The sequence below is a fragment of the Lutibacter sp. HS1-25 genome, assembly GCF_004121075.1.
In the GTDB taxonomy this organism is placed as follows: domain Bacteria; phylum Bacteroidota; class Bacteroidia; order Flavobacteriales; family Flavobacteriaceae; genus Lutibacter.
This window is the reverse complement of the sequence record NZ_RHLN01000004.1, coordinates 13,963-29,972: the sequence shown is the minus strand read 5'-3', so window position 1 is coordinate 29,972 and position 16,010 is coordinate 13,963. Positions and strand designations below refer to the sequence as shown.

At 32.1% G+C, this 16,010-nt stretch carries 11 protein-coding genes; all 11 read right to left on the bottom strand.

Features of this window, described 5'->3' with window-relative positions:
• Positions 1 to 2: 2 nt before the first annotated feature.
• Positions 3 to 2,621: a carbohydrate-binding family 6 protein gene (locus EC396_RS02975; RefSeq protein ID WP_129365218.1), complete on the bottom strand. Its 2,619-nt coding sequence runs from the start codon at positions 2,619 to 2,621 to the stop codon at positions 3 to 5.
• A gap of 12 nt (positions 2,622 to 2,633) precedes the next feature.
• The gene (locus tag EC396_RS02970; RefSeq protein ID WP_164975187.1) at positions 2,634 to 3,683 is read right to left on the bottom strand and encodes a hypothetical protein; all 1,050 of its coding nucleotides are present in this window, start codon (positions 3,681 to 3,683) and stop codon (positions 2,634 to 2,636) included.
• Positions 3,684 to 3,731: 48 nt separating this feature from the next.
• Complete coding sequence (locus EC396_RS02965) at positions 3,732 to 4,538, bottom strand: hypothetical protein (RefSeq protein ID WP_129365216.1); 807 nt, start codon at positions 4,536 to 4,538, stop codon at positions 3,732 to 3,734.
• Positions 4,539 to 4,553: 15 nt separating this feature from the next.
• The gene (locus EC396_RS02960) at positions 4,554 to 6,734 is read right to left on the bottom strand and encodes a carbohydrate-binding family 6 protein (protein ID WP_129365215.1); all 2,181 of its coding nucleotides are present in this window, start codon (positions 6,732 to 6,734) and stop codon (positions 4,554 to 4,556) included.
• A 161-nt stretch (positions 6,735 to 6,895) separates the two neighbouring features.
• Positions 6,896 to 8,293 carry a sulfatase gene (locus tag EC396_RS02955; RefSeq protein ID WP_129365214.1) on the bottom strand — a complete coding sequence of 466 codons (1,398 nt, stop codon included), beginning with the start codon at positions 8,291 to 8,293 and terminating at the stop codon, positions 6,896 to 6,898.
• A gap of 3 nt (positions 8,294 to 8,296) precedes the next feature.
• Positions 8,297 to 9,760: a sulfatase gene (locus EC396_RS02950; protein ID WP_129365213.1), complete on the bottom strand. Its 1,464-nt coding sequence runs from the start codon at positions 9,758 to 9,760 to the stop codon at positions 8,297 to 8,299.
• Positions 9,761 to 9,765: 5 nt separating this feature from the next.
• Positions 9,766 to 11,232, bottom strand: a complete 1,467-nt coding sequence (locus EC396_RS02945) for a sulfatase (RefSeq protein ID WP_164975186.1) — start codon at positions 11,230 to 11,232, stop codon at positions 9,766 to 9,768.
• 116 nt (positions 11,233 to 11,348) lie between these two features.
• On the bottom strand, positions 11,349 to 12,416 hold the full coding sequence (locus tag EC396_RS02940) for a hypothetical protein (RefSeq protein WP_129365211.1): 1,068 nt from the start codon (positions 12,414 to 12,416) through the stop codon (positions 11,349 to 11,351).
• Between the two features lie 19 nt (positions 12,417 to 12,435).
• Positions 12,436 to 13,437, bottom strand: a complete 1,002-nt coding sequence (locus EC396_RS02935; protein WP_129365210.1) for a hypothetical protein — start codon at positions 13,435 to 13,437, stop codon at positions 12,436 to 12,438.
• Positions 13,438 to 13,448: 11 nt separating this feature from the next.
• Positions 13,449 to 14,825, bottom strand: coding sequence for a sulfatase (locus EC396_RS02930; protein WP_129365209.1), 1,377 nt, complete (start codon positions 14,823 to 14,825; stop codon positions 13,449 to 13,451).
• A 9-nt stretch (positions 14,826 to 14,834) separates the two neighbouring features.
• Positions 14,835 to 16,010, bottom strand: a complete 1,176-nt coding sequence (locus EC396_RS02925) for a glycoside hydrolase family 43 protein (RefSeq protein WP_129365208.1) — start codon at positions 16,008 to 16,010, stop codon at positions 14,835 to 14,837.

Below are 16,010 nucleotides of genomic sequence, written 5' to 3'. Positions count from 1 at the left end.
TTTTATTCATAAAATGGAATGACATTGATATGATCTAACCTAAAAACACTTCCTGCCTTTAAATGAATAGTATTATTTCCTTTTATTAACTTTACAACTAACCTATCCCAAACCCAGTTGTTTTCACCTCCAGTTGCATAACATTGTAAAGAATTTTGCTCTTTATTATTTATTAAAATAGGAATATCCTGCTGTTTTACCCAAGCTTTCATACCATATCTAATTTCTACAATATAATAACCATCATTTGGTGCTTCATAATTTAAAGTTACTTGAGGTTTTTCAACATAACCGCTGCCCGTGAAGTTTTTGATTTCAGTGTTTATTGTACCTTCTTCTACAATTCCTTGTTCTGCTTCTAATATAGTTCCGCCTTTTGTTATCGGAAAGTTAAACGGATTTATAGCACTACCTGTAACTGTTAAATCGTATAAAACACCTTTTGAAAATTGATCTTTCCAATCAACGTAACCAACCCTGTTTGTCCATAATGGATTGCTATTTACGGCACTTGCTGTTGACGCGTATAGTCTCCAATAATATACAGCTTCGTTTAAAATCTTTTCAACTTTTTTTTTATTTTCAAGATTTCCTGTTTCTAAAAATAACTGCCAATCAATTGCGGCTTGTATTTTTAAACCGTAATAATTACCTAAATAACCAATGGTAAGAATGTCATTAATTGTTAGTGCTAACTCTTTATCACCATTTGTCGGCATGGTTTCTACAGCTTTTATAGCACTGTTTGAATAGGCTAAAATTTTATTGTACACCTCAACAGGTGTTATACCGTTCATTTCTTTATTTGAAAGCAATGATTTTACATAATTTGGTATAGAAATATTGTTACTTTCAGGGTGCGGAGGCAGCGAAATAAAACGGTTTATATCATGAAATCCCGATGGTGTATTGGCTGCACCTGAAATACTTTGACAAGCTTCAATATACCATTGAAAATCTAACGCCCCCCAATGAAAACCAGTTGTAAGTGGATAAATCAAAGAGACATCTTGCCAAGCATCAAACAATTGTTTTGCGTTTACATTTGGATATTTTATTGAAATTATTTCTGTAAAACGTGTATTATCCAAATTAGGATTGTAGCCTAACCTTCCCCAAAGCATCCATTGATACCAATGTTTTACAATTTCAATTTGGCGAGGTGTTTCGGGAACTAAACTTAAAAATTCTCGTCCCCAAACATATTGATCAGAGCCATAATAATAACCCAACGATACATCATAAGGTATATTTTTTATAAATTCTCTAACAAAATTTGGTGAGCCCCATTTAAAGTAAAAAATATCATCATTTCTTAAAGTCCATATTGTTTTTAAATCACCTCTATCCTTTATGTCACTTACAAAATTCTCGTGATAATTCTGTTTGGTTGAACTATAAACATGTGCTTTTGCATATTTAAAACTATAAATAAAATTGATATTCTCATTATCAATTAATGGCTTAAATTTATCAGCAATGTCTAAAGCTCCTGTTTGGTGCTGACGGTGTATAAACGTAATTTTTCTATCTGGCTGTTTTTCTAAAGCATCCAAAACTCCTTTAGCATACGTATTATAAGCCCAATCTTCTCTTTGAACAAAATTAGCCTCGTTAAAATTTTCTCCTGTAGTTAAGCCTACACCTGCTAAATCTGGGTATGTTAACACAAGTTGTTCAACACTTTTTCTGAAATAATCAGTAGTGATTTCATTGTCAAAATGATCAGTAATCCCGTATTTTCCGAAAGTCCCGTTTGTGAAAATATTCCAAGTAACAATATAAAAATCTACATTTCTGCTTTTACCATACGCCATTACTTTTCTCCAAAAATCAATTTTCTCATCAATCGTAATTGATTTTAGTATTTTCACATTATCAAGAATCTCAGGAGCGTCATACCCATTTCCTGTAAGCGGGTACATTTCTTTAAATTGGGTTGTTGATTGTTGCACATCATTCAAAGCAACTTCTGAATATTTAGGTACTTTTACCATAGATGGAAACGGATGTAAATTCCATAATGAAATATAATTATATCGGTAACGCGCCAAATTATCAATGTATTCTTTCCAAAAATCCATATTCCACATTTCAGCAATATTTTGCTGTGCAGTATCAGACATATCGGTATAGCTTGGCGTTCGAACATCCAACGGAATATTGAATTTTGTTCCCCTCATTTCCATATAAGGATTTTGAGTTACAGGTTTTACATTGTTAATTCCAACTATTGAAATTTGCTCAGCCAATTCTAAACCTCCATATAACAAACCTGCGGCATCGTTTGCTACAACGCAACTTGCATTTGACATTACTTGTAAACTAAATCCTTCATCTTTTAAATTCTCCAATGCTGAATTATTGTCTAATTTTAGTTGTTGAAGTAAAAAAGTATCTTCTTTCAGAAATAAAAAAATCGAGTTTCCTCTTAATTTTGAAGGTATTTGATTGTATGAAAAACGTTTTAAAACATGCCCTTGCTTGGTTAATGCTATCTCAATTTCATTCACAGCAAATTCAACCTGAGATAGGTTTTTATTGTAGTATATTTTAATTTCATTTGCTAAACAAGTATCGAAAAAACCAACTAAAATAGCTATAAAAAGTACTTTCTTCATTGTTAATTTATGTTATTGTTTTACTTCTTTTTCTTTTTCAAAATCCCAAATTATAATACCATGACCAATTCCTGTAGTTTCTCCAACTACTGAATATTGAAAAGCCATAAATTTGCCATCATCGCTTACAACAGGATTGGTGGCTTTGTATTTTAAATCTTTATTAAAATAGGTAATTCGTTCCATCTTACCACTTCCATCTAAAGCCAATTTATAAAGATCAATATAATCCCAAGTAGTATGACCTTCTGCTCTTTTTGGATGATGCCTTGTACTTTCGACCAAAATATGCTTACCATCTGGAAAAATTCCTTCAGGTTCGTCGTAACAATCTGGACGTTGTGAATAATTTACTATGTTTTTGGTTTTCAAGTTTATCCCCATAACCTCTGCTTCATATTCAATGGAAGGATAATGTGCATTAAAAATCAATTCTTCATCAAATGGAGGTCTAAAATTTTGCGTTTCCAAACGCCAATTTTTCACTTCTTTTGGTAAATCTTGTGAACGAACTATCGTATCAATTTGTTTGAGTCTAGGAACCCCATTTTCATAAACAATGTCCGATATATAAATATCATCTACTGTCCAAGCTATTTTCAACTGTTTTCTTGATGCCGTTGGCCCTTCTTTACAAAAAACGCCCAACGGAGTTGGAGGTCCTGACAAATCGCGTTTTAACACCCACAATTCCGCATTATCAGGATGTCTACTTTTCCAAGGATCTTTAGCGTCAAAGGTTTTGGAACCTGACAGTAAAATATCGCCATTTGAAAGATAAAGCGCTCGTGTATAACCTTCATGAAAATAATGATGTGTTAAGGGTGTTAATTCTCCCGTGGCTACTTCAACTTCATACACGTCTCCAAATGTTTTTTCTAAAAAAATAAGTTTTTTACCATCTAAAGACCAGTCGCAACGTTGCCCAAACGTAGTTATTTGCGTTAAATAGGGTGCTTTCATATCATCAGGAAGTGCTAAGTTCGTTTTCATTTGAGCATTGGTTAGAATTGAACTTAAAACTATAGTAATAACTACTAGGTTTTTAATATATATATTCATTTTTAAAATTTTATTATTAATTTATTGATAGCATAAGCATACGTTATATTAATAATATTCAAATGTCCAATTAGTATTGTCATTCTCATTCTTTAAGGTTAAAGGGTAATTATCTTTGTCGAACGTATAAGTAAGTCCTTCTGATAATCTTATATTTGGACTTATGGCATTTAAGCCAAACAAATGTTCTAGGTACAGAATACTTTCATAACGTTTTTTAAATGATTGATAAAAGGGGTTATTCCCGTTTCCATATTCAAACACCTCTTCATAAATTCTTTCAATTAAATCAGCTCCTTTTGTTTTAATAACTCTTTTAATAATGTTCCCCCTATCATCGTAGGCATATTCGTAAGTATAATATACTTCATGAAACCATTGCGTTTTTATTACCCTTCCCAATTGATCTGTGAAATGTACCCAACCGTCATTACCCAATTGCCCATCTGATTTATAAATTATATTTGTAACTTTATTATCTTCATAAGCTAAATCTCTATACATTTTTCTATCAATATCAAGTTGCTTTATGAGCCTCCCTTGTGAATCATATTGATATTCATAATTGGCATAGAATCCATTTAATTTTGAAACAGGTTCTGAATAAGTACTTGACGCAATAATCTTCCCTGTTTTATCATAGGTGTAAGTTTCAACAACATCGTTTTTTTTGTACTTTGTTAAAAATCCTCTTTCATATTCAAAACTGTAATTATATGTAAATCCACCTGTCGTTGTGTCACCAGAAAGAGACTTTAATAATTTTGTTTTATTAACAGTTTCTAATGGCTCATTAGAACAGTTTACAAAAAACATACTTATAATAAGTAAACAAAAAAAATTAGTTGTTTTCATTTCTTATTAATTTTATTAGTGTCCATTTTTAACTATTTCAATATCCTTTTCAACATCTTTGGTTAAAGCATTCCAATCAATAGTTCTGGTTTTTGCCAAAAATTGTGGTTTATAATTTCTAGAAGCTGCTTCAGCATATAATTTCCACATTTTTAATGCGGTTTCTAAACTTTTAATTGATTTCTCTTTATTTTCAAGACCTAAACCTTGTTTATAAGTCTCTAGATAAAAAGCGCCTCTAATTTTATTGGCATAATAGTTACCCATATAGGCCCAAGCTTTTAAATCGTATAGCAATTCTGAATAAGAGCTAGATACATCTACAATTTGCTGTTTTTCTGTAAAATCTAACACCATTGTAGCTTTAGCTTCTAAAACATCTGCCAATTGCAATGGTGTAGTTTCATTTGTTGCTACAGGATTATTCGTTTGAATTCTTTTTAAATATGCTGGAATGCTCAGCACTCCTGTAAAATCCATCGTTGGATTGTTTATAAAATCTTCCACCGTATGAAAACCTTTACGCAAATCTAAACAGCCTTCAACAGCCCACATAAAATCCCAACTATTCCAATGAAATTTTGTTACTAAACTTGGTATTTCAGAAGCAGTTACCCAGACTTTTTGAAGTTCTTCGACATTCACATTTGGGTATTTTTCAGCTAACATTCCTAAGATTAAATCGTTGGATAAATTTGGATTGTATCCCATTCTGCCCCATAACATAAAGTTATACCAATGCTTATCAATTTCCAATTCTCGCGGTTGCTTCGGGTGTTTGCTGATAAATTCTCTTCCCCAAACATACCCATCTGAACCCATAAAATAACCTGCGGTAAATTCTTCTGAAGGAAGGTTTTTAATGAATGCTGAAGTATAAGTTGGATTTCCCCAACGGAAATAGAAAATATCATCGTTTCTAATGTTCCACCAACTTTTTAAATTGTATTTTTTTAGTTCTTCAATATATTCATTTGCCCATTGCGGTTTTGCAGTAGCATACATTCTGGCACGTGCATATTTAAAACTTAAATCAATTTTATCAGGGTATTTATCAATAAAATCAGCCTTCATTTTACCAACATCACTTTGCCAATAGCGATGTATAAACTTCACTTCTCTTTCAGGTTGTTCTTTTTTAGCATCTTCTACACCTTGACCGTAAGTATTCCACAACCATTTTTCACGATCAAATTCATCATCCCTATCTTCCATATTTTCTCCAGCAGTTAAACCAATTCCTGCCAAATCTGGATAGGTTAAAATAAACTCTTTAACAGCTTGTCTCAAATAAGCGATTGTTTTAGGGTTGGTTTGGTCATTATTGATTCCATACTTCCCTTCGTTTCCTTTTAAATTTTCTTGACTTCTATACCACCCTGAAGGAGCTAAACTATTCATCCAAATATTCCAAGTAATAAAATAAACATCAACACCTCTATTTTTTGCATAAGACATTACTTCACGCCAAAAAGTAATTTTTTCATTGATGGTCATTTCTTTTAACACCAATAAATTATCTAGTACTTCTTGCGAAACACCGCAACCAGCAATAAACTTTGCATTAGGCTCATCAATTCTATCAGTATCTAAAGGAAAAGAAGTTCCGCAAACATTATCTAGTGCAACATAAGGATATTCTTCTAATTTTATCATAGAAGGAAACGGATGTGGATTCCAAAGTGTTAATACGTTATACCGATTGCGTGCCATCATATCTAAATATGCTTTCCAAAAATCCATATCCCACATTTCGGCAATATTTTGTTGGGCCGAATCTCCAGCATCTTGGTAACTTGGCGTACGAATATCTAAAGGTATATTGAATTTTAAACCACGTTGTTTTATATATGGCTTACCAATAATAGGTGTCTTTAAATAAGGAAATTGTTTTTTAAACGTAATCATTTCAGCCAATTCTAAACCACCATACATTAAACCTATGGGGTCACCGGCCGAAATAATTATATGCTTTTTTGAAATAGAAGTAATTATATAATTCTCTTTAGAGAGTAAGCTATCTATCTTGAATTTAACGGAAATACTAGATTTTGAGGGCAATAAATTAAGAGACTTCTTAATATTGTTAGATGCAAATAAAACGGATTCATTTTCAACAAAACCATCTACTATATACTCTTCGTAGCACGAAAAATTTAGAAACACCAACAATATTAAAAAAGTCTTCTTAAACATACTTAACTTAAACCTAATAATATAAATCAATGTGTTTAAAGTCCGTTTTAAAACAAACATTACATTGACTAAACAATATTACTTATAATATTATGCGAAGACTTGCTAAATTGAACTTAAAAGTTGCTGAAACAATTAAAAGTGTTAAAAAATGGAAATTTCTACTTCTTAAACTTTTCCATTTCAGCACTTAATTCTTTTACAATTTCAGGATATTTGTCATACAAATTTGTAGCCTCAGAAATATCACTTTTAAGATTAAATAATTCTGGTTTTTTAGTTGAATCAGCATTTCTATTACCACTAAATGGTAAATATTTCCAATCACCTTTCCTTATCCCAAATATTTCTGTTCCATTTAAATATAGTTTACAATCTCTATTTAGATCTTTACCGCTCTCAATTAAATTGGCAATATTTACGCCGTCAATTGGTATGTTTGGCAATTGGGCTGTTGCGTAATGAGCTATTGTTGGTAAAAAATCAACAGTTGAAACAATTGCATTGCTAGTTTTACCTGATTCAATTTTCCCAGGCCAATACATAATACAAGGCACTCTTACTCCCCCTTCGTAATTGGTGAATTTACCATCGCGTAAAGGCAATGCACTACCTGCCAATTCTTTATATCCTAACCAAGGCCCATTGTCTGAAGCAAAAATAACCAGCGTGTTTTTATCCAATCCTTTTTCTTTTAAATGTTGAAGTAAGTTTCCTACATAAAAATCAATTTCTTCAATTACATCACCATATAAACCACGATCACTTGTTCCTTTAAATTTTTTGGAAGCATACAAAGGCACATGGGGCATTGCAGGTGTTATGTACAAAAAAAATGGGCTATCTTTTGCTTGATCTATAAAATCAATAGCTTTATTAAAATAACGCTTAGTTAACGTAGTTTGGTCACAAGGATATTCTATAATTTCATTATTCAAAAATAATGGTGACAACTCTTTAATTCCTCTTTGCTTAATTTTATCCTTGCTATTATTTTTTACAAAAAGTTGATCTTGTTTCGCTTTTTCTAGTGTATAACCATTTTTAAAAACAACATTTTTAGAAAATTTTTGAGTAGCTCCAATATACATATCATTGCTATACGGAATTCCGAAATAGGTATCAAAACCTTGACTGGTTGGTAAATTTTCTTCAAAATCTCCCAAATGCCATTTACCAAAACAGGCGGTTTTATATCCTGCAGGCTTTAAAACTTCAGCAATGGTAATTTCATTGGTATCCATTCCTTTAGCATCTGGAAAGAAAACACCACCTACACCATTTCGATAAGAATACCTACCTGTTAATAAAGCAGCTCTTGAAGCACTACATACAGAATTTGACACATAAAAATCTGTAAATCGAATTCCATCTTGTGCCATTTTATCAAGATTTGGCGTTTTAATTTTTGGAGATCCAAAACAACCCAAATCTTGATACCCTTGATCATCTGTAAAAATAATGATCACATTGGGTTTTTGATTTGCTATTAGTTGCGCATTAATTTTGAAGGTAATAATTGTTAAAAAATAAACGAATCCTAAAATTAGCTGTTTCATATCTTATTTTTTACTTTTTAAGTTTGTTACATAAGCTCTTAATTCGTTTTTAATAGCCTCCGTTCCATTTTTGTTAATGATATTCGTATATTCAAAAGGATCAGAAGTATGATTATATAATTCTTCCGTATTGTTTTTATATTGAATAAAATTCCACTCATTTTTACGAACACTTATGTTTCCTTCTTCAAAAGTAACAATTGCGGGCTCTACTCTATTATAACTTAAATTTTCCATAAATGGAGTTAATGAAACACCTTCTAAATCTGTTGGTTTTTCAATTGCAAGTAAATCCATCATCGTAGGATATAAATCTAATAACGAGACTGGTATATCTACCCTTTTTGAAACAAACTCTTTTTTAGGATGTTTAATAATTAAAGGTGAATTGGTTGCCATGTCCCAAAGTGAAAATTTCTCCCATCTATTCTTCTGTCCCAATTGCCAACCATGATCTGTCCAAAGTACCACAATTGTATTGTTTTTGTTTGGGCCATTTTCTAAACCTTTTAAAATTTCACCAATGCAAGCATCTGCAAAACTAACTGAAGCCAAATAGCCTTGCATAGCTTTTTTTAATTGATTTTTTTCTTTTACATGCCCTACAAATTCTGAAGAAAAATTAGTTCTAATATGTTCTGGTATATCCAACATATCATCCTCTGGTAATTCTGGCGTTTTAACACTTTCTAAAGGATACATATCAAAAAATTCTTGCGGAGCTAATTGTGGCGAATGTGGTCTAAAAATACCACAAGCCAAAAAGAAAGGTTTTTCATGAGTTTTAGCTAAATATTCTGAACTAAATACTGCATTTTTCCAATCGGCTGTTTCTTCCTTTTTTTCAGGAGTTACTCCCCAAACACCAAACTTACTAATATAGGCTTCACCTGTTCCACCAGCACCATAACTTGCCATTGCACCTTCTAACCATGCCGCTTGATTATTCTTATCTAAATACAAATCATGCCCTTTTGTACCAACCCCATTTTTGTGTTGATAATCCCAAGAAATATCATCAGAAAGTTCTGCCGGTTCTTCAGCAGCACCTCTTGGATGGTGGAATAATTTACCTGCAGCAACGGTTTCATATCCGTTCTTTTGCAAATACTGAGGCATTGTTAACCGTTCAGCATTTCCTGGTTTATCTCTAAAATTTCCAGCGTTTGTAAATTGTCCTGTAGTTTCGGGTCTTAATCCTGTAAAAACTGCAACTCTAGATGGATTACAAGCTGGCACCACACATTGCGCATTGGTAAACAGCATACCTTGGGCAGTCAATTTATCAATATTTGGTGTTTTTGCTTGTCCGCCCATAACACCAACCCAACGATTTAAATCGTCTACAGCAATATAAACAACATTCAACTTTTCAGTATTTTGTTTTGTTTGATTGGTCTTCTTTGAATTACAAGAAACCAATAATACTAGTACAGGTAATACAAAACACTTTACAATTTTAAACATTTAATTTATTTTTTAAGTTCTAAAATTGAAGCTCTTAATTCATTTTTAATTTCCTCGTTACCTGCTTCATTAATGATATTATTGAACTCATGAGGATCTTTTAAATTATTATAAAATTCTTCTTCTCCGTTTACATACTGAATCAAATTCCACTCGTTTTTATGAGCACTAATATTACCTTCTTCATAGGTAATTAAAATAGGTTCTTCTCTAACATAATTAGTATCCTCCAATAAAGGTTTTAATGAAGTTCCTTCTAAAAAGTCTGGCTTTTCAATACCACTTAAATCTAAAACTGTAGGGAATAAATCTAATAATGAAACTGCTTGATTTGAAGTAATTCCTCTATTTTTCATGTTTGGATATTTAATTACTAAAGGTGCATGCGTAGATTGTGTCCACAAACTAAACTTTTCCCATCGGTTTTTATGAGCCAATTGCCAACCGTGATCACTCCATAACACTATGATAGTATTGTCTTTATTTGGTCCATTTTCTATACCTTCCAACACTTTACCAACACAAGCATCAACAAAACTCATAGATGCTAAATAGCCTTGTGTCGCTTTTTGAATTTGATTTTTTGCTTTCACTTGCTCAACAAATTCAGATGTGAAATTTCTTTTTGCTATTTGAGGTATATCATCCATGTCATCTTCTGGCAATTCAGGAATTACAACATTTTCTAAAGGATACATGTCAAAAAACTCTTGTGGTGCTATTTGTGGAGAATGAGGCCTCATAAATCCAACAGATAAAAAGAATGGTTTTTCATGAGCTTGACTTAAATATTCAGCTGAATAAGCAGCATTTTCCCAATCGGCAGTTTCTTCTTTCTTTTCTGGTGTTACCCCCCAAACTCCAAACTTAGTCAAATATTCAGGTTTCTCAATATCCATTCCTTCTTTATACATGGCACCTTCTAACCATTTTGCTTGGTTATTTTCATCTAATAAAGCTTGATGACCTTTTGTACCAATATCATTTTTATATTGAAAACTCCATGATTGTGGGTCTGATTGTGGATCAGCTATTTCTCCCTTACCAGCTTGTTTATGAAAAATTTTACCAATACCTATTGACTCGTAACCTAGATCTTTCAAATATTTTGGCAATGTCACTAAATCAGCATTCCCTGGTTTATCTCTAAAGTTACCAGGATTTGTAAATTGACCAGTAGTTTCTGGTCTTAATCCGGTTAAAATTGCAACTCTTGAAGGATTACAAGCTGGTACAACGCAATGCGCATTTGCAAATAATTTACCTTCGCTCGCTAACTTATCTATATTTGGTGTTTTTGCCTGACCTCCCATAGCACTTATCCAGGTATTCATATCATCAATGGCTATAAACACAATATTTGTTTTTTTAGCAGGCAATACATTTTTTTGATTTTTAGATTGACAATAACTTATTTGTGCAAGTACAAATAGGAATATAAAGATTTTTACTTTTGTCTTAATTTGATTCATTTCTTTTAATTTAAACTTATTTATTTTTTGAGTAATACCGAAAGGCATATTACTTTTGTTTTCTTTAATTTTTTAATTACCTCCGAAAATGTGTATCATTTATTTTCAAAAAATTTTTAAAAATCTTTTGAAATTTCTTTTCCTTCGGTGTCAAAAATTTTCAATTCATCATTTCCTTTTAATTGATTTGAATAGCGTCTAATATTTGATATCTGAACATTTTTTAAAGTTCCTTTTACTGTTTTTTCATAAACCCCATCATTGTTATCATCAAATAGATTGACCATTGATGCTGTTGGGTTGTCTATAATTAAACCATCAATATTTAACGTAACAGCATATTTACCAGTTCTCCCGCAAATTATTGGATTACTTTGATCAGGATTACCTCTACCGCTATCTCCAATTATTTTTAGATTTTTAAAAGTACCAACAGCTCCATCAGAATAATTACCCCAGCCAAGCTGAATTGGCACTGCATTTTGAACCATTTTAATGGTTGTATTTGTAACTGTAATATCACTATACACTTTTATAACATCGTCTCCTGTCTCAAAATAACAATTATCTACAGTAGATCCATCTCCAGCAGCAATACCATCACTGTGATTATGATGTCCACCTCGATTATCAATAAAATCAGCATCTTTAAGATGAATAGCCCCAGCATTTCCACGAACGTGAAATGATCGTGGATTTAACGAGGTTAAATTTGATACTGTTAATGTTCCATTATGACATTCAATGGAACTAATTTTATACGCTGTTAAATTATTATTGTTTGCCCAAGCTTGCTCTTCGAGGCCATAAAGAATTGAAGTTTTTCTATTTTCCCCAGAAATAGTACAATCTGAAAATGTATGAAATGCCCCATCGACAGTAACATTTTCTTTTATGATTATTTGTTTTACTTTGGTAGGTACATTCCAAATAAAACCAATCAATCCCTCACTTGGGAAAAATATTTTTCCAGAAGTCATAAAGGTTACAGTTCCAGTAGCTTTATCCCATTTTATTTCACCACTATAAAAATCTTCCAGCCCAATTTTTTGAACAATTTCTTCAATAGGTTCGTCATCATTAATAATATCTGTCCCAAATTCTTCACCATCACTATTTTCAGCGCAAGAAACTACCAAAAACAAAAAACATACAATACTTAAAATCCTACTACTTACTTTCATTATTTTACTTTTTTATGAATTAAAAGTCCTTTGATATTTTACTCCCGGTTGTATCAAAAAGCTCTAATTCGTCAATTCCATTTTGTTGTACTGAGTATCTTTTTATATTTTTAACTTCAACATTTTTAAGAGTTCCTTTCAACGTTTTCTCAAAAATGCCATCGTTTTTATCATCAAAAAGATTTATTATTGAAGCTGATGGATTATCAATGGTTAGCCCATCAATATTAATGGTTACTGTATACTTTCCACTCCTTCCTACAATAATTGCATTGCTACCATTTGGATTTCCACGACCGCTATTTCCAATTATGGTAAGGTTTTTAAAAGTACCAACTGCACCATCAGGATAATCACCCCAACCTAATTGAATTGGCACCGCATTTTGAACCATGTTAATTGTGGTATTGGTCACTGTAATATCATTATACACTTTAATTACATCATCTCCCGTTTCAAAATAACAGTTATCAACTGTTGATCCATCACCTGCAGCAATACCATCACTATGATTTCCACTACCGCCACGGGTATCAATAAAGTCAGCATCTTTTAAATGAACCACAGCACTCAAGCCACGAACATGAAATGACCGTGGATTTAAACTTGTTATATTTTGAATAATTAAAGTGCCATTGTGCGCTTCAAATGAACTAATAGTTGCTGCCTTAATGTTATTTTTTTGCGGCCAACTTTGTATTTCAGTTCCATAAACCACAGATGTTTTTCTGTTTTCACCCGAAATTATGCAATCATCTTGGGTGTGAAAACCTCCGTTTACGGTTGTATTTTTAGCAATTATAATTTCTTTCACTTCTGAAGGAACATCCCAAATAAAATATTTAGTCCCTTTTTCTTCAAAATTAATTTCTCCTGAAGTATCAAATTTCAATATCCCTTTTGAAGCCTCCCAGTTAAATTTTCCACTGTATTTTTTTTGAAGATCTTGAACAGACTGCCCATAAAAAACATTCGTAAAAAACAAACCAAAAGCTATTAAAAAAAAGTTTAAGAATCTCATTTTCAATTAACTTACTTATTTAAAATAGCATCCATTCTTTTAGCCATTTCGGATTTTACAGCTGCATACTCTGGCTTATTCGCTAGGTTTACCCATTCTAATTCATCATTTTCATGGTCGTATAATTCTTCTGAATTATCGTCATATCTTATATATCTCCATTTTTCAGTTCTAATGGTATTTCTACCTTCACCCATTTGTGTTAATGATGGATAATCCCATTCTAAAGTTGGATTTTTCAATAGCGGCACAATGCTTATACCTTCGTTTTTATTATTTTTTGGTAAGCCTGTTAAATCTGTTAAGGTTGGGTATAAATCTAATAAGTTTACTGTTCTTCCACTTCTACTTCCTGCAGAAGTAACATTTGGAGCTTTAATAATTAAAGGAACTCTACAAGCTTCTTCCCAAAGTGTGAATTTTTTATAACGTAACTTTTCACCCAAATGCCATCCGTGATCTCCCCATAAAACTACAATGGTATTGTCTTTGTATTTACTTTTATTTAAAGCATCTAAAAGCACACCTATGCAATAATCGGCATAATTAACACTAGCCAAGTAGGCTTGCACAGCTTCTTTTTGCTTATTGTATTTTTTAATGGCAATATATTCTTTAGTAGGTTTTGTATTATCACCTACATCATCTAAATCATTTTCTAAAACCATAGGTAATACAATATCTTCAATAGGAAATTTATCATAAAATTCTTGCGGTACATTCCACTCTAAATGAGGCCTAAAAATTCCACAAGCCATAAAAAAGGGTTTATCAAAACCTTTCTCTAATAATTCTGCTGCCCATAAGGCATTTAAATAATCAGGTGTTTCTTCGGTTTTTTGATTGGTTGCTGTCCAATCCATATTATTAGACATTTCACCATCAGGAATGCCGTTGCTCATATAACCTGCTACTTTTGGCTTTACACCATAACTTCCAGACACATTATCCCAATTATCCCAAGTTTGTTTCCCTGTACTTGGAGTATGATAAATTTTTCCTCGTGAATAGGTTTCATAGCCATATTTTGAAAAATATTGTGAAAGCATTAATGAATTTTGAAAAATTGGCAATTCAAATACCTCATCTCCATTTCCATAAACCCCTGTTGTAGAAGGCTTATAACCCGACATAATTGCCGCCCTTGAAGGATTACAAACCGATGCAGCGCAATAAGCACGATCAAAAACCATTGCTTGGCTAGCCAATTTATCCATATTTGGTGTAATTGTTTGAGGATTTCCATCCATAAATCCAACCCAATCATTTAAATCGTCTACAGCTATAAAAATAACATTGTACTTTTGGTTGACTGCCTTTTCTTGTCCGTATGAATAAAATTCGATAAAAAACAAGAAAAATAAAATAGGCAATAGTTTGGTTTTCATACAAATAAATTAGTTTAATTTCACTTTTTGCTCAGTATAAGATGGTCCATCAGATTTCACATTGCCTTCCTCATCAAACCAAATTGGATCTATAACTAAAAAAGGTTTTTCGTCATTTTGACTTGGTATAATACCATGACAAGACAACCAAAATCTTCCATCAGGACCTACAAAAATTTCGTTATGTCCAACCTGATTAAATGGATTGTTAGGGTCTCCATTATATTCAAATCCATTTTTTTCACAAGCTTGTTTACTTTGAGCACCGTAAAACGGATTAGATTCACTTTTAACCCAAGGCCCTTCAATATTTTTAGCGGTTGCATAGCCAATTTCATATCCACGTGTCCAACTTGAATAAAATAAATAGTAGGTGCCATTATTTTCAATCACATAAGCGCCTTCAATACCAATAGCATCCCAATCGTGGTATTTTTTTACTTTTGGAATTGGTCTCCCATCATATCCTGGTACATTTAACAAAATACCTTTATCATCATATTCATAATCTACTTCACTTGGTTTTATGGCACTTTTAGGTGCTGTTAAAAAAGTTCCATTATCCAAATCAATTTGAGCAAAACCTATCCCAAATTCTCTACCTTGATTCCAAAACGCCCAAACTTTACCATCTTTATCTTCAAAAAAAGTAAGATCGTTTCCATTTGTTAACGGACTTTCTTCAGTTACTACAGTATAAGGTCCTTCAATATTATCTGCAACAGCATATCCTGGATGTTGCCCCACATACCCTAAATCATCATTTCGACAATTAAATAAAGCGTAATATTTACCTTTTATTTTTTGAATTTCTGGTGCCCAAAAACGTTTGTGATACCATTTAGTTTTATCACCTGCTTTAACAATATAATCAACAAATTCCCAATTATTAAGGTCTTTAGATTTGTATAACACAACACCTTTATTCAACTTACCATTAACTTCTTGGCGGTCCCAATGCGGATAAGATGTTCCTGTTAAATACCACCAATCTCCATCTTTTAAAACTTGACAATCTCTTAACCCATTTTCATCAATTCCATTTTTAATTGGGTTTTGATACGTAAAAAATTGCTCTTTAACTTGTGCTTCTGTCAGTTTTTCAGATTTTGGGGTTGTATTAGTACACGCAACTGTTGAACCAACTAACACAATTGCACTAAATAGATATTTTAAAAAATTCAT